General features: G+C 70.0%; 18 protein-coding genes. 9 read left to right on the top strand and 9 right to left on the bottom strand.

Features of this window, described 5'->3' with window-relative positions:
- Positions 1 to 196 precede the first annotated feature (196 nt).
- Both ABID41_RS10410 and ABID41_RS10415 read left to right on the top strand, forming a co-directional pair.
- Positions 197 to 1,510 (top strand): acyl-CoA dehydrogenase family protein, encoded by a 1,314-nt coding sequence (locus ABID41_RS10410; protein WP_435530006.1) that lies wholly within the window; start codon positions 197 to 199, stop codon positions 1,508 to 1,510.
- 141 nt (positions 1,511 to 1,651) lie between these two features.
- Positions 1,652 to 2,404, top strand: coding sequence for a sulfite exporter TauE/SafE family protein (locus ABID41_RS10415; RefSeq protein ID WP_354297545.1), 753 nt, complete (start codon positions 1,652 to 1,654; stop codon positions 2,402 to 2,404).
- Positions 2,405 to 2,507: 103 nt separating this feature from the next.
- Here ABID41_RS10415 and ABID41_RS10420 read toward each other — a convergent pair whose 3' ends face one another.
- Positions 2,508 to 3,383 carry an SDR family oxidoreductase gene (locus ABID41_RS10420; RefSeq protein ID WP_331928650.1) on the bottom strand — a complete coding sequence of 292 codons (876 nt, stop codon included), beginning with the start codon at positions 3,381 to 3,383 and terminating at the stop codon, positions 2,508 to 2,510.
- Positions 3,384 to 3,521: 138 nt separating this feature from the next.
- Positions 3,522 to 3,968, bottom strand: a complete 447-nt coding sequence (tadA, locus tag ABID41_RS10425) for a tRNA adenosine(34) deaminase TadA (protein WP_435529991.1) — start codon at positions 3,966 to 3,968, stop codon at positions 3,522 to 3,524.
- A gap of 12 nt (positions 3,969 to 3,980) precedes the next feature.
- On the opposite strand from tadA, the gene ABID41_RS10430 reads away from it, so the two are divergent.
- Positions 3,981 to 5,687, top strand: a complete 1,707-nt coding sequence (locus tag ABID41_RS10430; protein ID WP_354297546.1) for a pseudouridine synthase — start codon at positions 3,981 to 3,983, stop codon at positions 5,685 to 5,687.
- On the top strand, positions 5,687 to 6,265 hold the full coding sequence (gene rsmD, locus ABID41_RS10435; RefSeq protein ID WP_354297547.1) for a 16S rRNA (guanine(966)-N(2))-methyltransferase RsmD: 579 nt from the start codon (positions 5,687 to 5,689) through the stop codon (positions 6,263 to 6,265). The genes ABID41_RS10430 and rsmD overlap by 1 nt, the downstream gene beginning before the upstream one ends.
- Here rsmD and ABID41_RS10440 read toward each other — a convergent pair.
- Positions 6,248 to 6,523, bottom strand: coding sequence for a YjhX family toxin (locus tag ABID41_RS10440; protein WP_331931720.1), 276 nt, complete (start codon positions 6,521 to 6,523; stop codon positions 6,248 to 6,250). The two genes, rsmD and ABID41_RS10440, sit on opposite strands and share 18 nt — an antisense overlap.
- A gap of 379 nt (positions 6,524 to 6,902) precedes the next feature.
- Here ABID41_RS10440 and ABID41_RS10445 point away from each other — a divergent pair, with 379 nt between their 5' ends.
- The 3 genes from ABID41_RS10445 to ABID41_RS10455 all read left to right on the top strand — a co-directional run bounded on the left by ABID41_RS10445 (position 6,903) and on the right by ABID41_RS10455 (position 10,221).
- A complete protein-coding gene (locus ABID41_RS10445; protein WP_354297548.1) occupies positions 6,903 to 8,513 on the top strand; it encodes an ATP-binding protein in 1,611 nt (536 codons plus the stop codon).
- Positions 8,514 to 8,596: 83 nt separating this feature from the next.
- Positions 8,597 to 9,649, top strand: coding sequence for a DUF2157 domain-containing protein (locus ABID41_RS10450; protein WP_354297549.1), 1,053 nt, complete (start codon positions 8,597 to 8,599; stop codon positions 9,647 to 9,649).
- Entirely contained in the window at positions 9,646 to 10,221 is a 576-nt protein-coding gene (locus tag ABID41_RS10455) for a GDYXXLXY domain-containing protein (RefSeq protein WP_354297550.1), read from the top strand. The genes ABID41_RS10450 and ABID41_RS10455 overlap by 4 nt, the downstream gene beginning before the upstream one ends.
- Before the next feature lie 16 nt (positions 10,222 to 10,237).
- Here the strand turns inward: ABID41_RS10455 and mutL are convergent, their stop codons facing one another.
- Positions 10,238 to 12,091: a DNA mismatch repair endonuclease MutL gene (mutL, locus tag ABID41_RS10460; RefSeq protein ID WP_354297739.1), complete on the bottom strand. Its 1,854-nt coding sequence runs from the start codon at positions 12,089 to 12,091 to the stop codon at positions 10,238 to 10,240.
- A 64-nt stretch (positions 12,092 to 12,155) separates the two neighbouring features.
- On the opposite strand from mutL, the gene ABID41_RS10465 reads away from it, so the two are divergent.
- A complete protein-coding gene (locus ABID41_RS10465; RefSeq protein WP_354297551.1) occupies positions 12,156 to 13,154 on the top strand; it encodes a TraB/GumN family protein in 999 nt (332 codons plus the stop codon).
- A gap of 105 nt (positions 13,155 to 13,259) precedes the next feature.
- On the opposite strand, the gene ABID41_RS10470 is transcribed toward ABID41_RS10465, so the two are convergent.
- The 3 genes from ABID41_RS10470 to ileS all read right to left on the bottom strand — a co-directional run bounded on the left by ABID41_RS10470 (position 13,260) and on the right by ileS (position 17,373).
- Positions 13,260 to 13,826, bottom strand: a complete 567-nt coding sequence (locus ABID41_RS10470; protein ID WP_331931541.1) for a DUF3035 domain-containing protein — start codon at positions 13,824 to 13,826, stop codon at positions 13,260 to 13,262.
- 86 nt (positions 13,827 to 13,912) lie between these two features.
- Entirely contained in the window at positions 13,913 to 14,398 is a 486-nt protein-coding gene (gene lspA, locus ABID41_RS10475; protein ID WP_331931542.1) for a signal peptidase II, read from the bottom strand.
- A 62-nt stretch (positions 14,399 to 14,460) separates the two neighbouring features.
- Positions 14,461 to 17,373 carry an isoleucine--tRNA ligase gene (gene ileS, locus ABID41_RS10480; protein ID WP_354297552.1) on the bottom strand — a complete coding sequence of 971 codons (2,913 nt, stop codon included), beginning with the start codon at positions 17,371 to 17,373 and terminating at the stop codon, positions 14,461 to 14,463.
- Positions 17,374 to 17,860: 487 nt separating this feature from the next.
- Here ileS and ABID41_RS10485 point away from each other — a divergent pair, with 487 nt between their 5' ends.
- Positions 17,861 to 18,256 (top strand): GreA/GreB family elongation factor, encoded by a 396-nt coding sequence (locus ABID41_RS10485; protein WP_354297553.1) that lies wholly within the window; start codon positions 17,861 to 17,863, stop codon positions 18,254 to 18,256.
- An 83-nt stretch (positions 18,257 to 18,339) separates the two neighbouring features.
- Here the strand turns inward: ABID41_RS10485 and ABID41_RS10490 are convergent, their stop codons facing one another.
- Both ABID41_RS10490 and ABID41_RS10495 read right to left on the bottom strand, forming a co-directional pair.
- Complete coding sequence (locus ABID41_RS10490; protein ID WP_354297554.1) at positions 18,340 to 19,275, bottom strand: bifunctional riboflavin kinase/FAD synthetase; 936 nt, start codon at positions 19,273 to 19,275, stop codon at positions 18,340 to 18,342.
- A gap of 3 nt (positions 19,276 to 19,278) precedes the next feature.
- Complete coding sequence (locus tag ABID41_RS10495) at positions 19,279 to 19,710, bottom strand: MaoC family dehydratase (RefSeq protein ID WP_331932467.1); 432 nt, start codon at positions 19,708 to 19,710, stop codon at positions 19,279 to 19,281.
- Between the last annotated feature and the right edge of the window lie 12 nt (positions 19,711 to 19,722).

Raw genomic sequence — 19,722 nt, forward strand, 5'->3', positions numbered from 1 at the left:
AAACCGAAATGACGCCGCATTTGGGGCGGTCGAGCGCACCTTGGAGCGAGCATCTTCGCGTGAGCTTGACGCGTGGTTCCGCCTGACGGCGTAAAAATTAAACGCTTGTTTGATTTTCGCCAAGGAAGCGTCCAGAGTTGCCCTCCAACTGCGAGGCGCGACCTTCGCCGGCGCTCAAGGGAGAGACCAGATGACCATGACCGCGGACCGCCCCCAATCCAGCTTTACGCTCACCCCCCAGGACGAGCTCAACGACCTGCGGATGTCCGACAAGGCCATGCCGCTGCTGAACAAGGTTCGCGAGTTCATCAAGGACGTGGTCCAGCCGATGAGCGAGGAATTCCATCGCCTGGGCGAAGGCAAGACCGACATCTGGAGCTACGCGCCGGGCCAGCTCGAAGTGCTGGAAGCGGCCAAGGACAAGGCCAAGGCCGCGGGCTTGTGGAACTTCTTCCTGCCGGACGCCCACACCGGCGAGGGCCTGTCGAACCTCGACTACGCCTATATCGCCGTCGAACTCGGCAAGAACCCGATGTCGTCGGAAGTGATGAACTGCGCCGCGCCCGACACCGGCAACATGGAAGTGCTCGAGCGCGTCGGCACGCCCGAGCAGAAGGAGAAGTGGCTGAAGCCGCTGCTCGAAGGCAAGATCCGCTCGGCCTTCGCCATGACCGAGGTCAACGCCGCCTCGTCCGACGCCAAGAACATCAACACCCGCGCCACACTGGTCGGCGACGAGTACGTGATCAACGGCGAGAAGCACTACATCTCCGGCGCCGGCGATCCGCGCTGCAAGGTGATGATCACCATGGTGCAGACGAGCCCGGACGGCCCGCCGCACCTGCGCCAGTCGCAGATCCTGGTGCCCACCGACGCGCCCGGCCTGAAGATCGTCGGGCCGATGAACGTGTTCGGCGATCCGGACGCGCCGCACGGCCACATGCACATCGTGTTCGACAACGTGCGGGTGCCGGCCTCCAACATGCTGCTGGGCGAAGGCCGCGGCTTCGAGATCAGCCAGCTTCGCCTGGGCCCGGGCCGTATCCACCACTGCATGCGCGCCATCGGCCAGGCCGAGAAGGCCCTCGACCTGCTGGTCAACCGCGGCCTGACCCGCGAGGCGTTCGGCAAGCCGATCATCCAGCTCGGCGGCAATATCGAGATCGTCAGCCGCGCGCGCATCGAGATCGAGGCCATGCGCCTGATGGTCCTGAAGGCGGCCAAGGCGATGGACGTGCTGCCGCGCGAAGAGGCCCGGATCTGGATCCACATGGTCAAGGCGATGGTGCCCGAGCGCGTCTGCAAGATCATCGACCAGGCGATCCAGATGCACGGCGCCCTGGGCGTTTCCCAGAAGACCCCGCTGGCCCGGATGTACACCTCGACCCGCACCCTGCGCCTGGCCGACGGCCCGGACGAGGTGCACCACATGGTGGTCGGCCGCCACGAGGTCCGCCGCTTCCGCGAGATGCCGCAGGACCCGTCCACCGCGGCGGTGTTCCGCAACTGATCTTCGGGCGTCAGGCCTGAACCGAGAGCCCCGGCGGAAACGCCGGGGCTTTTTCGTGGCGTCTGGACGCGCTCGACGGCTGCGCTTGGGGCGGGTAGACCCAGACGGCATGAGTTTCTCCATCCGCCGATCCAGCGTCTGATGGCCCTGCCCGCAGCGCTCTTCGTCATCGCCGCGGCCTTCTTGACGGCGACGCTGTCGGGGGTGTTCGGCATGGCCGGCGGGCTGGTGCTGATGGGCGTGCTGCCGCTGGTCATGCCGGTCTCGGCCGCCTTCGTGACCCATGGGCTGCTGCAACTGGCGTCGAACGGCTGGCGGGCGGCGCTGCACAGCCGGCACGTTCGCTGGGGGATCGTCGGCTGGTACGCAGCGGCCGCGGCCGTGGCGGCGGGGGTGGTGGCGCTGATCTCGGTCGTGCCCTCCAAGCCGGTGCTCTACCTGCTGATGGGGCTGGTGCCGGGCCTGCTGTGGCTGCCGCAGCGCTGGATCAGGCTGGACGCGGCCAATCCGCCCCAGGCCTTCGTCTCCGGCCTGATGGTGACGGGCCTGAACCTGACGGCGGGGGTCTCCGGCCCGCTGCTGGACATCTTCTTCGTCCGCACCGGCCTGACCCGGCACGCGATCGTGGCCACCAAGGCCGCGACCCAGGTCTTCTCGCACCTGTCCAAGATCCTGGTCTACGGCACGCCGCTGCTGACCAATCCGAACAAGGACCTGCCGCCCTGGTGGATGTTCGCCATCGCCGTCCCGCTCTCGATGGCCGGGACGGTGGTGGGCGGGCGCATCCTCGACCGGATGAGCGACGTGAACTTCCGCAACTGGACGCGGTGGATCGTGAGCGGGATCGGGGCGCTGTACCTCGTCCAGGCGGCGCAGTTGTTCCTGCGGGGGTGAAGGCTGCGTGAGGCGAGCTCACGGCGGCCATCAGGCGTTCATGGAGCCCGGTTTCGGCCTGTGGCCGAAACCGGGATGACACATGAGGTTAGACGACCAGCCGTCAGGCGCTGGCGGCGGTGCGTTCCTTGGTTTCGGCGAAGAACACCTGCGAGGCGTGTTCGGCGACGTCCTGGGCCGTGTAGGGGCGGCCGGGGTTGTAGCCTTCGGTCTGGACCATCTTGATCTCGCGCACGCCGCGGGAGGAGACGCCCAGCACCTTGCCGGTGTGGTCGGCGGCCAGGTCGGAGGCCATGAACAGCACGCCGGGCGCGACGTTCTCGGGCAGCGACATGGGGTCAGGTTCCTGGCCCTGGCGGCCGGGCAGGTCGGCGGTCATGCGGGTGAAGGCGCCAGGGGCCAGGCCCATGACGCGGATGCCGTACTTGCGTCCCTCGATGGAGAGCACGCGCATGAAGCCGTAGATGCCGGCCTTGGCCGCGCCGTAGTTCGACTGGCCGAAGTTGCCGTAGAGGCCGGAGGTCGAGGAGGTCATGATGATGACGCCGGGCTTGCCGTTGTCCTTCATCCATTTCCACACCGGCATGGTGCAGCAGTAGGTTCCCTTGAGGTGGACCTTCACCACCAGGTCCCAGTCCTGCTCGGAGGTGTTGGCGAAGCTCTTGTCGCGCAGGATGCCGGCGTTGCAGACCAGGATGTCGATCTGGCCGAAGTTGTCCAAGGCGGCCTTCAGGATGTTCTCGCCGCCCTGCATGGTGGACACGTCGTCGGCGTTGGCGACCGCCTTGCCGCCAGCCGCGATGATGTCGTCGACGACCTTCTGAGCCGCGCCCTTGTCGGAGCCCGAGCCGTCACGCGGCCCGCCCAGGTCGTTGACCACGACCGACGCGCCCTCCTTTGCGAAAAGCTTGGCGTAGGCTTCGCCCAATCCGCCGCCCGCGCCGGTAATGATGGCGACCTTGCCGTCGAGCAGACCCATCTGCAGTCCTCCTAATGATCTAATTATACGGGCATCATCGGCCGGGCGGGCGCGGGATGGCAAGGGGCCGTCTGCCCCTACGTCATCGGGAGGGATGACCTCGGTCCTTCTCCGGCGAGGGGGAAGGAAAGGGCGGCCTCAGCCCTTCTTCTTGCGGCGGGCCTGGAAGAAGCTTTTCAGCAGGGCCGAGCTTTCTTCGGCCAGGACGCCGCCGGTGACGGCGGGGCGCCAGTGGCAGGTGGGCTGTTCGAAGAAGCGGGGGCCGTGGACGACGGCGCCGCCCTTGGGGTCTTCGGCCCCGAAGACGACGCGGCCGATGCGGGCGTGGCTGATGGCCCCGGCGCACATGGCGCAGGGCTCCAGGGTGACCACCAGGGTGAGGTCGGTCAGGCGGTAATTGCCGAGCTTTTTCGCAGCCTCGCGCAGGGCGACGATCTCGGCGTGGGCGGTGGGATCGTGCGCCCCGATGGGGCCGTTGGCGCCCACGGCGATGACCTTGCCCGTCGCCGGATCGACGACGACGGCGCCGACAGGAGTCTCTCCGCGTGACGCAGCGTCTTGCGCCGCCGCGAGCGCGATGCGCATGGTGCGATGATCATGATCCACGACCCCCAACGAAACGATGAGACCGCCTCCGGTCAAGGTGAGCGCGTCGCAAAGGCTCTGGCGCGAGCAGGCGTAGCCTCTCGGCGAGATGTCGAAAAACTCATTGAGGAGGGCCGTGTGGCCCTCAATGGCCAGGTGCTGACCACCCCCGCGGTGAAGGTGGAGCCGGGCGATATCCTGACCGTCGACGGGGAGGTGGTGGACGCCGCCGAGCCCACGCGGCTGTTCCGCTATCACAAGCCGGTGGACCTCCTGACGACCCACCGCGACCCGCAGGGGCGGCCGACGGTGTTCGACGCCCTGCCGCCGGGCCTGCCGCGGCTGATCTCGATCGGGCGGCTGGACATCAATTCCGAAGGCCTGCTGCTGCTGACCAACGACGGCGAGCTGGCCCGGGCGCTGGAGCAGCCGACGACCGGAATCGTGCGGCGCTACCGGGTTCGGGCCCGCGGCAGAGTGACCCAGGCCGACCTCGACAAGCTGCAGGACGGCGTGACCGTCGAGGGCGTGAAGTACGGCCCCATCGACGCCAAGATCGACAAGGCCAAGGACGGCCCGCAGGGGGCCAACGTCTGGATCACCGTCACCCTGGCCGAGGGCAAGAACCGCGAAGTGCGCCGGGTGCTGAAGTCGGTGGGCCTGGAGGTCGGGCGGCTGATCCGCATGTCCTATGGCCCGTTCGTGCTGGGCTCGCTGCCGATCGGCCAGATCGAGGAGGTCGGCCCGCGGGTGATCCGCGAGCAACTGGCCGAGCACATCGCGCCGGAAAACCTGCCCAACGGCGACCGGCCCTCGTTCAAGGCCCCGAAGGCTCCGGCCGGCGCCCACGCGGTGCATGACGGCACCGGCCGCCGTGGCGCGGGCGCGCGTCCCGAGGGCGAGGCCGAGGCCAAGAAGAAGCCGGCCTACAAGGAAGGCTGGGCGCGTCCGAAGGTGGAGATCAAGTCGCCGGCCGTGAAGCGCCGCCGGGCGCCGCGTCCAGGCGAGGAGCAGGCGCCGGCCGTCCCGGTGGCCCCGCGCCGCCGCTCGTCGCGGATTCCGGGGGACACGCCGGGCAGCATCCGCACCTATTCGCCGGGCGATCCGCTGGCTCCGCCGCCGCCCGCGCGGCCAGCCCCCAAGCGCAAGGCCCCGCCGCGCGCCGCCGCCGCGGGTCCGGCCCGGACCGAGCGCTTCGAGAAGGGCCCCCGTCGTGAGGGACCGCCGCGTGGCGATGGGCCGAGGACCAAGGGCGCGACCCTCATCGAGCGCGGCCCGCGCAATGTCGACGGCAAGCCCGCCCGCCCGCGCGGCGCCGCCGGGCCTCGCGGCGAAGGGCGTGGCGACGCGCCCCGCGCCTGGGGCGGCCCGCCGCGCGGCCCGCGCAGCGACGCGCCCCGCGGTGAGCGTTCCGCGCGTCCGGACTTCCGCGGCGAGGGACGCCCCCCGCGCGAAGGGCGTCCGGAAGGGCGCGCCGAAGGCCGGCCGCCGCGCGACGACACGCGTCCGCGTTCGGGCCCGCCGAAAGGCCCGCCCAAGGGCCGCGGTGGTCCTGGCGGCCCGCGCTTTGATGGGCCCCGCTCCGCTGGCCCGCGATCCGAGGGGCCTCGTCATGATGGTCCGCGTCCGAGCGGCCCGCGTGCTGGTGGCCCCCGCTCGGGCGGTCCGCGCTCCGGACCGCGCCCAGGCGGCCCGCGGGGACCTAAGCGGGACGACTGATGCGCATCGTTTCGGGAGAGTTCCGCGGCAAGGCCATCGTCACGCCGCAGGGTGACCGCACGCGCCCGACGTCCGACCGGGCGCGGCAGGCGATCTTCAACATCCTCGAGCACGCGGCCTGGTCGCCGGGCCTGCGGGACAAGCGGATCATCGACCTGTTCGCAGGGTCCGGGGCGCTGGGCTTCGAGGCCCTGTCGCGGGGCGCGGCCTTCTGCCTGTTCGTCGAGACCGACGAGCAGGCGCGCGGCGCGATCCGCCAGAACGTCGACGCCATGGGCCTGTTCGGACGCACGCGGGTGCATCGCCGGGACGCCACCGACCTTGGCCAGCGGCCTGGCGCCGACGGTCCGGCCTTCGACCTCGCCTTCCTCGACCCACCCTATGGCAAGGGGCTGGGCGAGACCGCGCTGGCCAAGCTGGCGGCCGGGGGCTGGCTGGCTCCCGGGGCGGTGGTGATGTTCGAGCGCGGCGCCGACGAGGCCGATTTCGAAGTCGAAGGTTTTACGAAGCTGGACGCGCGCGACTATGGCGCCGCGCGCGTCCACTTTCTGAGGTTCGGCCTACCAGCCGCGGACTGAGGTCCGGTTGTCGAGCTGGCTGCGCAGGTTCACCAGGCCCTCGCGGGTGATCTGGTAGGGCTGGCCGTTCCGGCTGGCGATCATCCGCTTCTTCTTCAGGCTCTTGAAGACGGCGAGGTCGCAGTCGGAGAGCGTCCACCCGTCGCGGGTGACGCATTCGGCGGCGATCAGGTCGCCGCGATCGTCACGTTCGATGATGATCCGGCCGCCTTGGGCCAGGGCGTGCAGCGTACGTTGCTGCGGCTTGGAAATGTTCAAGGAAGTATCCAGCATTCAGGCGTGAGGAAACGCGCCCGGGCCGAACTCGTAAAAAACGAGGGCGCGGACGTTGGGGCCTGACTGCCGATTTGAAGCGAGACGCCGGCTCGGCGGTTAGGCCCGGGCCTCGAACACAAGCTCAGACATGAAACCTCCTCGAGCTGGAGCGCCATGATGGTCGAGGCTGCCGCGCGCGTCCAGTCCCGCCTGGCGGAGCAGATATACTTGGCTTGGCGGGCCGAATGCTTGAGTTTGACGCTTATATGACAGTTTATTGACAGCGTTCGCGCAAGAGCGCGCAAATAAGCCGTCAGTAGATTCATCGATCATTAGTCGGGCTTGCCCTAAGGCAGCGCTTGTCCGGAGTGAGCCCCAGCCGATGACCGCCGTGCTTCTCGATCTGATCCAGCCCCTGGCGGCGATCTCGCCGGAGACCCAGGGGCAGCATGTCTACGACCGGTTCCAGGCCGAGCCGGACACCCTGGCGATCGCCGTGGTGGACGAGGCCGGCCGGCCGGTCGGGCTGGTGGAACGGCACGCCTTCTTCGTGGCCATGGCGGCGCATTATGGCCGGGCGCTCTACGCCCTGCGGCCGATCTCGCTGCTGATGAACCCCGACCCGCTGGTGGCCGAGGGCGACACCCGGGTGGCCGAGTTCTGCGGCGAGGTGCTGGCCGACCGGGCCAGCGAGGTGATGAAGGGCTTCGTGGTGGTCAGCGGCGGGCGCTATGCGGGGGTGGGCTCCAGCCTTTCGCTGCTGCAGGCGACGAACGCCGCCAACCGCGCCCATGCCGAGGAGATGACCCGGCTGGCCCAGACCCTGGACCGGGCCAAGCAGGAGGCGCAGGCCGCGCTCAGCGCCAAGTCGCAGTTCCTGGCGGTGATGAGCCACGAGATCCGCACGCCGCTGAACGGGGTGCTGGCGATCGCCGACATCCTGCAGCGCAAGCTGAGCGAGCCGGAGCTGAAGCCCTATGTGACGACCATCCAGGACTCCGGCCAGACCCTGCTGCGGCTACTGACCGACGCCCTGGACCTCAGCCGCGCCGACGCCGGGCAACTGGAGCTGGCCGAGGACAGTTTCTGCGTTCCGGCCTTGCTGGACGACCTTTCGGCGCTGTGGACGGCGCGGGCGGAGCTCAAGGGGCTTTCGCTGGAGTTCGCCTACGAGGGGGCGGCCGGCCAATGGGCGCTGGGCGACGTGGTCCGCATCAAGCAGGTGTTCAACAACCTGATCGGCAACGCCCTGAAGTTCACCCAGGCCGGCGGGGTGAAGGTGCGGCTGGCGGCGCGGCGCCAGGACATCCACGTGCTGATCGAAGGCGAGGTGCGCGACAGCGGAGTGGGCGTTCCCGCCGACCGGTTGGAGCGGATCTTCCAGCCCTTCAGCCAGACCGAGGCGGGGGTGCGCGAGGGCGGAGCGGGGCTCGGTCTTTCCATCTGCCGGCAACTGGTCGTGCAGATGGGCGGGGAGATCCATGTGGTGAGCGACGGGGGCGGCGCGACCTTCCGCTTCAGCTTCCCGCTGTTCGACCTGCCCGAACCGACGCTGGAGGAGATCGCCGCCGAGCCCGACCTGAGCGGGGGGGCCGGGGGCCTGCACATCCTGATCGCCGACGACAACGCCACCAACCGCCTGGTCGCCGAAACCCTGTGCGAGATGTTCGGCTGCACCACCGAGTGCGTGGAGGATGGGGAGCAGGCGGTGGCCGCGGCCGCCACCGGGCGCTTCGACCTGGTGCTGATGGACATCAAGATGCCGAACATGGACGGGGTGGCGGCCACCCGACGCATCCGCGGCCTGGCCGGGGCGGCGGCGCAGGTGCCGATCCTGGCCCTGACCGCCAACGCCGATCCCTGGGATGCGGCCGGCTATCTGGCCCAGGGCATGGACGGCGTGGTCGAAAAGCCGATCAAGGCCGAGCGCCTGCTGGGGGCGATCAATGCGGTGTTCGAGGACGAGGCGCCGTCGGCCGCCATGGCCGGCTAGAGCGTGACGGCTTCGGCCCAGGTTGCGCGCGGCGGCGGCTTGGGCGAGTCTCCGGTTCGGCGCGAAGAGGCCGGAGGAGGCGGATGGCGAGCTACAAGGCTCGGCTCACGAAGGACCTGGACGGCTGGATCGCGGCGGGGCTGACACCGGTCGAGAGCCGGGAGGCGATCCTGGCCAGCGTCGCCGAGGAGCGGCGGCTGGACACCGCCTCGGTGCTGGCGGCGATCGGGGCGCTGCTGCTGGGCGCGGCGGCGATCGCCTTCGTGGCCGCCAACTGGGGCGCGATCCCACGGCTGCCGAGATTTGCGCTGATCCTCGGACTGTTCCTGGCGGTGATCGGGGCGGCGGGCTGGACGGCCAGGACCGGACGGCGGCCGCTGGCGACCAACATCCTGCTGGCGGTGGCGGCCTGCATCTACGCCGCGGCCATCGGCCTGACCGGCCAGATCTTCGACATCGTCGGCGACCCGCAGCGGGCGCTGCGCGGAGCCGGGCTGGCGGCCGGCCTGCTGACCCTCGCCGGGCGCTCGAGCGCGGCCGGGGTGGTGGCCCTAGCGCTGCTGGGCCTGGGTGAGTTCGCCGGGGAGTTCGATGGCGGCGCGTCCCGCTGGCTGATCTTCGCCGCGCCGGTGGGCATGGCCCTGGCGTGGCTGTGGAACTCCAAGCCGCTGGCGCACGCCGCGAGCCTGGCGATGATCGTCGGGCTGATCGCGCTGCTGTCGGTCCATGAACGCTGGGCGACCGGCGGGCTGCTGGCCGGGGCGGCGGTGCTGGCGGGGCTGGCGGCGATCGCGCGCCAGCTCGGCGGGCGGCGGACGGCGATGATCTTCTTCCTGTGGTTCGTCTGGGGCGCGCTGCTGCTGTTCGGGTTCGCCGGGCTGACCGACCTCAAGGGAGCGGGGCTGATCGCCCATAGGCTGGCCTGGCTGGTGATCGGCGGCGGCGTCATCACCCTGGGCCTCGGCGACCGGCAGAGCATGGTCACCGCCGCCGGCGTGGTGGCGATGATCGCGGCGGTCTGCACGATCCTGTTCGACCTGGGGCTGGGGCTGATGACGGCGGCGGGCCTGTTCGCCGGCTGCGCGGTGATCGCGCTGGCCGCCGGCTTCCTGGCGCGGCGGAGGGCCAAGGCATGACCCGGGCCTTGTCGTGGCGAATCCTCGGGGCGGGCCTGCTGCTGGCGGTGATGTTGGTAGGCCTTGTGGTGTCCGAGAGCCGAGCTCGCGCGGCGGGCCAGGAAGTGCTGCTGCCCATGGAGGCGGTCGATCCGCGCAACCTGCTGACCGGGCACTATTCGTCGCTGCGGCTGACCCAGCAGCTTGCGCCGGGTCAGAACTGCCCGGCCCGAAACACCAGCTATCGCGAGGGCGGCTGGCTGGCCCTGGCGAAAGCCGATGGCCATCACCGGTTCGTGGGGACCGCGAGGACGCGGGAAGCGGCGCTGAAGCTGGGCGAGGTGGCGGTGCGGGGCGGGGTCTACTGCGCGCGGACGGCCTTCGCCGAGGGCGAGCAGAACGCGGTGACGCTGGACATCGGCGTGGACCGCTTCCACGCCGACCAGGCCGAGGCTCAGGCGATGGACAAGGCGCTGGCGGCGCGGCGGCCTGGCGAGGCGGCGAACGCTTTCGCGGCGGTGTCGGTGGGGCGGGACGGCCGGGCGCGGCTGAAGGGCGTGATCCTCGACGGCAAGCGCACCGACCTGACCTAGTGGTGAGCCGGACTTTCTAGCGCCGGCCGAACAGCCGCTCGATGTCGGCCAGCTTGAGCTCCACATAGGTGGGGCGGCCGTGGTTGCACTGGCCGGAATGGGGGGTGGCCTCCATCTGGCGCAGGAGGGCGTTCATCTCCGGCGCGGTCAGCCGGCGGCCGGCGCGGACCGAGCCGTGGCAGGCCATGGTCCCGCAGACGTCGGCCAGGCGTTCCTTGAGGGCCAGGGCCTGACCGTTCTCGGAGAGGTCGTCGGCGATGTCGCGCACGAGGCCGGAGACGTCGGTCTCGCCCAGCAGGGCCGGGGTCTCGCGGACCAGCACCGCGCCGGGGCCGAAGGATTCCAGCACCAGGCCCAGGGCTTCCAGCTCCTCGGCGCGGGCGACGACGCGCTCGGCCTCGGCGGGGTCGAGCTCGACCACCTCGGGCAGCAGCAGGGCCTGGCGGGCGACGCCGCCCTCGGCCATCTCGACCTTCATGCGCTCGTAGACCAGGCGCTCGTGGGCGGCGTGCTGGTCGACGATGACCACCCCGTCGCGGGTCTGGGCGACGATGTAGGTCTCGTGCACCTGGGCGCGGGCCGCGCCGAGCGGGAAGTCGACCGGATCGAAGATGGCGGCGGGGGCTTCCTCGAAGCCGGCCGGGGCGGCGACGGGCGCCGGCGACCACTCGGCCGGCTCGGCGCGGGCGGAGACTTCGGTGAGGCCGGGCAGGCTCTGTGCGGCCTGGGCCACCGGCGCCCAGCCGCCCATCTGCCAGGCTGAGAATCCCTGGGCCGAAGGCTGGGGCTGGGGCGACCAGCCGGGACGGAGGTTGGCGAGGGTGTCGCTGGCGACGGTGGTGGCGGCCCGGTGCCCGGCGCCGGCCAGGGCATGGCGCAGGCCGCCGACGATCAGGCCGCGGACCAGGGCCGGGTCGCGGAAGCGGACCTCGGCCTTGGCGGGGTGGACGTTGACGTCGACCAGAGAGGGATCGAGCTCGAGATAGAGGGCCACCAGCGGGTGGCGGTCGCGGGCCAGGAAGTCGGCATAGGCCCCGCGCAGGGCGCCCTGCAGCAGCCGGTCGCGGACCGGGCGGCCGTTGACGAAGAGGTACTGGTGGGCGGCGTTGCCGCGGTTGTAGGTCGGCAGGCCGGCGAACCCGGTGAGCCGCACGCCCTCGCGCTCGTGGTCGATGGCCAGGGCGTTGTCGGAGAAATCCCGGCCCATGATCGAGGAGAGGCGGGCGAGGCGCCCGTCCGGCCCCTTGCTCTCGGCCGGCAGGCGCAGGGTGCGGCGGCCGTCGAGGTCGAGGGCGAAGGAGACCGCCTCGTGCGCCATGGCCTGGCGCTTGATCTCGTCGGCGATGGCCTGGGCCTCGGACCGCTCGGACTTCATGAACTTCAGCCGCGCGGGGGTGGCGTAGAAGAGGTCGCGGACCTCGACCCGGGCGCCGTGCGGACCGGGAAAGCCCGAGGGAGCGACCGCGCCCACCGCGCCGCCCTCGACCAGGATGGCGTGGGCGTCGGTGAGCCCCCTGGCGCGGGAGGAGATCGACAGCCGCGCCACCGAGCCGATGGAGGGCAGGGCCTCGCCCCGGAAGCCCAGGGTGTGGATGTGCAGCAGGTCGTAGTCGCCGGCGTCGTCGGGGCCGAGCTTGGAGGTGGCGTGGCGCTCGATGGCCAGGGCCAGCTCGTCGGCCGAGAGGCCGCAGCCGTCGTCGGCGACCAGGATGCGGGTCAGGCCGCCGCCGTCCGCCTGCACCTCGATGGAACGGGCGCCCGCATCCAGCGCGTTTTCCACCAGTTCCTTGACGGCGCTGGCAGGACGTTCGACCACCTCGCCGGCGGCGATGCGGTTGACGGTTTCGGGCGGGAGGCGGCGGATAGGCATGGTCATGCTCTGGCTTGCTCGTCACTATATGGCGATTCCGGGGGGCTTGGTCCGGAAGGTGCGTATGAAGTCGGTCAAACCAGCTCTGGGCTTTCCAGCTCTGGGCGTCGCAGTCCTGATGATGGCGCTCGCCGTCTCGCCCGCCCCCGCGCAGGTTCCGCTGACTCCCGCCCAGCAACAGGACCCCAACGATCCCGACGGCACCCTGGTCGAGGAACTGGTGGTGACGGCGCGGTTGCCGGGGCCGGCCTGGTGGCGGGTCTCGGACGGCGACACGACGGTCTATGTGCTGGGCGCGCCGAGCGTGATGCCCAAGAGCTTTGGCTGGGACCGCAGCGTGCTGGAGCGGCGCCTGAAGGACGCCAACGAGGTGATCCTGCCGTTCAACAGCGTGAAGATCGGGGTGCTGCGGGCGCCGACGACGCTGCTCCGCGCCGCCCAGATCAAGGGCGGGCCGGTGGAGGACGATCTGCCCGAGCCGCTGCGCAGCCGGTTCGTCCGCGCCCGCGAGGCGGCGGGGCAGCCGGCCAAGCGCTATGGCTACAAGAACGAACTGGCGGCGGCGATCACCCTGGTCGGGGACTATCGCTCCAAGGTGCGGCTGACCGCCTCGGACCCCGCCAAGACCATCGGCTGGATCGCTCAGTCGATGAAGCTGAAGATCCACAAGAAGAGCTACGACATCGGCCCGCTGCTGGGGGCGGCGGTGAAGACCTCCAAGTCGGCCCAGCGAGCCTGCCTGCAGGAAGCACTGGACGAGGTGGAGGCCGGCCCGGCCTCCGTCCGACGGGCGGCCGAAGCCTGGGCGCAGGGCGACGTGCGCGGGGCGCTGAACGTGGAGCGGGGCTACGACCGCTGCATGGTGGCCGCGCCGGGCGCGGTCAAGATCGACGCCAAGATGAAGGCCGACCAGGCTGCGGCCATCGAACAGGCGCTGCAGAAGCCGGGGCACGCCGTGGCGGTGGTGCAGCTACGCCCGCTGTTGAGCCAGGGCGGCGTGCTCGATCGCCTGCGGGCGAAGGGATACGAGATCGGGACGCCCGGAGGAGACGAGGCGGATTGAGGGGGCCTTGTCCTTCTCCCCTTGCGGGAGAAGGGAGACTATGCGGCCATCAGGTGTTCATGGGGCCCGGTCTTCGGCTACGCCGAAACCGGGATGACACTGAACTTACAGTCCCGGCAGCTTGATGCGGGTCTGCTTTTCGCGGGAGATGACCACCGGGGCGTCGCCGGTCAGGTCCTTGATCTTGCTGGCCTCGGCGGCCGGATCGAGGGGGGCCGGGACGTTGTCGCCGGCCGCCGCGGCGGCGGCCGGGCTCGGGGCCTGGCCGTCCTTCCAGAACATCACCTTGTCGGCGAAGGACTTCTCCTTGTGGGCGAGGCCGCCGGTTTCGTCGTCGACGACGTAGCGGATCAGCGGGTCGGCCTTGTCGGCGCCGGCCTTGGAGACCAGCAGCTTTTCGCCGTCCGAACGGGCCTGGGCCTCACGCTGGCCGAGCAGGGCGGTGCGCGCGGCGCTTTCCGGCTGCAGTTCCTGCGGGCGCGGTTCGCCAGGCGCGGGCGGGCGCAGGGCGTATTCCGGCGGCACGACGAGCGGCGCCTTGGAGACAACCCGGAACTCGTCAGGGGTGACCTTGCTCATGCCCAGCGCATTGCGGGTCGAGCCACAGCCCGCGAGGCTGACGCCGGCGATCGCCACCAAGGCGGACGCGACTAGCACACGGTTCAGACGCATCAAGTTCAGCTCCGAAAGCCGCCCCCCGGCGGTAAGCGGTAAAGAGATCGGTAGATAGCGCATGCGAGGCTCGCCCGCCAACGCGATTAAGCCGCAGATTCCTTACGCATGGAATCGAGCAACAAGAAGACCACCCCGACGGTGATGGCGCTATCGGCCACGTTGAACACCCAGGGGAAGAAGCCGAGCCGCTGGAAGTCGAGGAAATCGACCACGGCGCCGAAGCGGACGCGGTCGATGGCGTTGCCGATCGCCCCGCCGATGACCAGGCCAAGGCCGACGCCCAGCAGCGGCCGCTGAACCTTTCTAACCCAGATGGCCAGAGCGATGGCCACGCCGACCGAGAAGATCGTCAGCACCCAGCGGGCCAGGTCAACCTCGGCGCGGAAGAGGCCGAAGCTGACGCCCTTGTTCCAGACCATGGTCAGGGAGAACGGGCCGGCGATCGGCGTGGTGAACCGCGAGGGCAGGTCGTAGACGTAGAGAATCCAGTACTTGGAGATCTGGTCTGCGACGATGACGAAGGCCGCCAGCGCGTAGGCGGCCCAGCCGATTTTCGAAACTGCTTTCAAGGATTCACCCGTCTGCGCCCCAGCTTGCGGGGCCGGATTGTTGGTCGATCCCATGCCGAGGTTCAAGCGCGCGCAGCGTCCCAGGCGGCCACCGCGGCGGCGTCACGCAGGGAGAGGTCCGGATAGCGGGGGTCGGAACCGACCTCCGGCAGGATGCGCCAGGAGCGGGCGCACTTGGCGCCCTCGGCGCGGAGCGGCTCGACCGCCACGCCGGGGACCTCGGAGAGCCTGAAGGCTTCGGCCGGGCCTTCGCCGGCGACCAGGGTCGCCTGGCTGGTCCGGAAGACCTCGGCGGCGTCGAGGCCGTCGAAGGCGGCCAGCAGGTCGGCGTCGGCGACGTGGACGCGCGGGGCCGCTTCCAGGGCCGCGCCCATGCGCTTTTCGCGGCGCTCGATCTCAAGCGCCCCGGTGACCACGGAGGTCACGGCCTGGACCTTGGCCCAGCGCTCGGCCTCGGCCGGATTGGCCCACTCGGCCGGGGTCTCCGGGATCACGCGCAGGGCGTTGGAGTGGCCCTGCGGATAGCGGGTGGTCCAGGCCTCTTCCATGGTGAAGGGGATGAGCGGGCCGAGCCAGGCGGTCAGGCGCTCGAACACCGCGTCCATCACGGTGCGGGCCGCGCGGCGGCGAAGCTCGCCGGGTTGGTCGCAGTAGAGGCTGTCGCGGCGGATGTCGAAGAACAGCGACGAGAGCTCGTTCTGGCAGAACTCGATCAGCGGCCGGATGACGTCCTGGAAGACATAGCCCTGGTAGGCGGCGCGAACCTGGCCGTCGAGCTCCCACAGGCGATGCAGGATGAAGCGCTCCAACGGCGGCATCTGGTCGAGCTCGACCGCCTCGTCCGGCGTGTAGTCGGCCAGGGCGCCCAGCATGTAGCGCACGGTGTTGCGCAGCTTCCGATAGGCGTCGGAGGTGGTCTGCAGCACCGTCTTGCCGATGCGGCTGTCGTCCGAATAGTCGATCATCGCCGCCCAGAGGCGGATGATCTCGGCCCCGGATTCGCGGATCACCACTTCCGGATCGACGACGTTGCCCTTGGACTTGGACATCTTCTCGCCGTTCTCGTCCATGGTGAAGCCATGGGTGAGGATCGCGTCGTAGGGCGCGCGGCCGCGGGTGCCCGAGCTTTCCAGCAGCGAGGACTGGAACCAGCCGCGGTGCTGGTCGGAGCCTTCCAGATAGAGGTCGGCGGGCCAGCGGGTGTGGGCGCGGTTCTCCAGCGTGAAGGCGTGGGTCGAGCCGGAGTCGAACCAGACGTCGAGGATGTCCTCGACCTTCTCGAAGCGCTCGGGCTCGTGCTCGCCCAGGAAGTCGCTGACCGGCCGGGTGAACCAGGCGTCGGCGCCCTCGGCGGCGATGGCCGCGATGATACGGGCGTCGACGGCCGGATCGTGCAACGGCTGGCCGGTCTCCTTGTCGACGAACATGGCCAGCGGCGCGCCCCAGGCCCGCTGGCGGCTGATCAGCCAGTCGGGCCGGGTCTCGACCATGGAACGGATGCGGTTCTTGCCGCCGGCCGGATAGAAGGTGGTGGCCTCGATGGCTTCCAGCGCGGTCTCGCGCAGTGTGCGCCCGCCGAGCTGCCTGGTGTCCACCGGCTCGTCCATGCGGATGAACCACTGGGGCGTGTTGCGGAAGATCACCGGCGCCTTGGAGCGCCAGGAGTGCGGGTAGGAGTGCTCCAGCCGGCCGCGGGCCAGCAGGGCGCCGGCCTCGATCAGCTTGTCCATGACCGCGCCGTTGGCGGGGCCGAACTTGCCGGCCTTCTTGCCTTCGGTTTCCAGCACCTTGAGGCCGGCGAAGAGCGCCACGTGCGGATAGTAGGCCCCGTCCGGATCGACGGTTTCGGGGATCTCGCGATGACCATGGGCCAGCCAGACGAGGTAGTCGTCGGCGCCGTGACCCGGCGCGGTGTGGACGAAGCCCGTACCGGCGTCGTCGGTGACGTGGTCGCCTTCGAGCAGCGGCACCTGGAAGGCGTAGTGGGTGTCCAGGGCGGCCAGCGGATGCTCGCAGACCATGCCCTGGCAATCGACGGCCTCGACGCGGCGGGCCTTGGCGATCCTGGCGGCCTTGAAGACGTCGCCCGCCAGCTTTTCGGCCAGGATCAGCTTGTCGCCGGCCTTGGCCCAGGGCTCGAACTCAAGCCCCTCTTCCATCGCCTCGACCTCGTAGACGGCGTAGTCGATGCCGTCGGAATAGGAGATGGCGCGGTTGGCAGGGATGGTCCACGGGGTGGTGGTCCAGATCACCACGCTGGCGCCGCGGGCGGCGTCGGAGCCTTCGACCACCGGGAACTTGACCCAGATCGTCGGGCTGACGTGGTCGTGGTACTCGACCTCGGCGTCGGCCAGGGCGGTGCGCTCGACCGGGCTCCACATCACCGGCTTGGAGCCGCGATAGAGCTGGCCGGAGGCCACGAACTTGTGGAACTCGGCGACGATCGCGGCCTCGCTCGAATAGTCCATGGTCGCGTAGCGGTTTTCCCAGTCGCCGATGACGCCCAGACGCTTGAAGCCCTCGCGCTGGACGTCGATCCAGTGGGAGGCGTACTCGCGGCAGCGGGTGCGGAACTCGGCCTTGGAGACCTCGTCCTTGCGGCGTCCCTGGCTGCGCAGCTCCTCCTCGATCTTCCACTCGATCGGCAGGCCATGGCAGTCCCAGCCGGGGACGTAGTCGACGTCGTAGCCGAGCAGGAAGCGCGAGCGGACGACGAAGTCCTTCAGGGTCTTCTGCAGGGCGTGGCCGATGTGGATCGCGCCGTTGGCGTAGGGCGGGCCGTCGTGCAGCACGAAAAGCGGGGCGCCGGCGCGCTGCCGCTCGGCGCGGACCGCGCGGTAGAGGTCGAGCTCCGCCCACTTGGCCAGGATCTGCGGCTCCTTCTGCGGCAAACCGGCGCGCATCGGGAACGGGGTTTCCGGGAGGAAGACGGTTTCGCGGTAGTCGCGCGAAGGCTTTTCGGCGTCGTCGGCCATAGGACTTTCCAGCTTGGCTCGGAACTTAGTGGGGACTTCGAAGGCGGGTGCAACCCGGCGCGCGCTGGAGCGGGACGTCCGCCGGCGTCACGCCGGGCGGGTAATTCGCAGCGGTTTCCGAACCGAAGTCATCGCCCGCGCTGTAGCAGAGGGCGCGGCCGGGCGCGAGCCCCTTTGCCCCTCGCCAGGGTGCGGCCCCGTGTGATTTGACATCGCAGTCAGGTACGGCCAGGATCACGGCTAGATGTGTATTCAAGCTGACATGCCGCGCCGAGCGCACCATGCGGGACGCCTAGTCGAAGGAGACTAGCCCCGGACCCATAACGGCTGCGCGCCGGGTGTTCGGGGATGCTCACATCTGAAATCTGCACAACGTGCGTGGTCTTGGCCCTGATTGGGCGAGGACGCGACGAATATCTCAAACGACTGCGCGGTAACCGCCCCGAGGGGCGGCGATTACGCCTGCGCGCTTATCAGGAACTTGAACATGGCCACCAGGACCAAGGCCCGCCCCAAGGTGCGGGTGACCGAGAGCGATTTCGACAAGCTGACCGCCGTCAGCCAGGCGCCGCGGGCGCCGACCCCCGGCGCCGAACTGCTGATCGAGGAGCTGGAGCGCTTCTCCATCGTGCCCGACCACTCCGATCGGCGGCTGAAGTTCGTGCGGCTGGGCTCGAAGGTGACCTATCGCGACCTTTCGCTGCAGAAGGAGCGGACGGTGCGGGTCGGCCTGCCGGGCGAGGCGGACGTGGACGAGAACCGGATCTCGGTGCTGGCCCCGGTGGGCGCGGCGCTGATCGGCCTGACCGTGGGGGACGTGTTCCGCTGGACCGGGCCGGACGAGAAGCTGCGCGAGATCGAGGTGCTGGCGATCGAGGATTGAGGGCCGACATAGGCCGATATCGCCAACGCAAGGCGTCATCCCCGGTCTTCGGCCTGCGGCCGAAACCGGGATGAATTTGGCGGTCAGAACTCGGGAAGCAGGAGGGCGCGGGCCTGACGGGCGTCTTCCATGATCTGGGCGGTCATGGCCTCGAGGCTGTCGAACTTCAGCTCCGGCCGGAGGAAGGCGACGAGGTCGGTTTCGATCACCTGGCCATAGAGGTCTTCGTCGAAATCGAAGAGCCAGACTTCCAGGCGCGCCGCGATCTCGCCCGGGATGGTGGGATTAACGCCGATATTGGCGACGCCGGCGATCTCGCGGCCGTCGGGCAGGCGGGTGCGGGTGGCGTAGACGCCGTACCTCGGCGCCACATAGTCGGTCAGGGCGACGTTGGCGGTGGGATAGCCCAGGGTGCGGCCGAGCTGGCGGCCGCGCTCGACCACGCCTTCGATGGCGAAGGGGCGGCCAAGGATCGCCGCGGCGTCCTGCGGCCGGCCCTCACGCAGGGCCTGGCGCACGCCGGTGGAGGAGAACTTCTCCTGGCCATCGCCGAGGGCCTCGGCCACCGAGACGGTGAAGCCGAACTCCTGGCCGTACCTGGTCATCAGCTCGGGGCTGCCGGTGCGGCCCTTGCCGAAGGAGATGTCGAAGCCGACGGCCACGTGGCGAACGCCCAGGCCGCGGACCAGCACGTCCTCGACGAACTGGCGGTCGGTGAGGTTGGCCATCTCCTGGTCGAAGGCCAGGACATAGAAGACATCGACGCCGAGGGCCGCCAGGGCGCGGGCCTGCTGATCGGGCTTCATGATCCGGAAGGCCGGGGCGCCCGGCTGGAAGATCTGGCGCGGATGGGGCTCGAAGCTGATGACGCCGAGCGGCGCCTTCTGCTCCATGGCGGCGCGGGCGGCCTCGGCGATCACCCGCTGGTGGCCGCGGTGGACGCCGTCGAAATTGCCGAGGGCGACGGCCGCATGCTTGTCGGCCTCTTCCAGTCCCTTCCAGCCGTGAACGATACGCATGGGCTAGACCCTTGACGTGGGGCGGCGCGGGACCATGACCACGGCCTCGCCGTCGACCACGGTCTTGCCGTCCACCTGGCAGACGGTGGCGAGGGTCGCGTGGGCGCGGCGTTCGTCCAGGGCCTGGACGGTGACGCGGGTGACGACCGGGTCGCCGATCTTCACCGGCCGGCGGAAGCGCAGGGACTGGTTCAGGTAGATGGCGCCCGGGCCCGGAAGCTTGGTGCCCAGGACGGCGGAGATGTAGGCGGCCGACAGCATGCCGTGGGCGATGCGGCCCTGGAACGGCGTGGTCAGGGCGTAGTCCTCATCCAGATGGACCGGATTGGTGTCGCCGGAGACGGCGGCGAAGGCCTCCACGTCCGCGGTTCCGACGATCTTGGTCGTCTCGGCCGACTGGCCCACGGTCAGATCCTCGAAGAATAGTCCTTGCACGCCCAACCCCGC

Source organism: Phenylobacterium koreense (genome assembly GCF_040545335.1).
GTDB classification, from domain to species: Bacteria; Pseudomonadota; Alphaproteobacteria; order Caulobacterales; family Caulobacteraceae; genus Phenylobacterium; species Phenylobacterium koreense.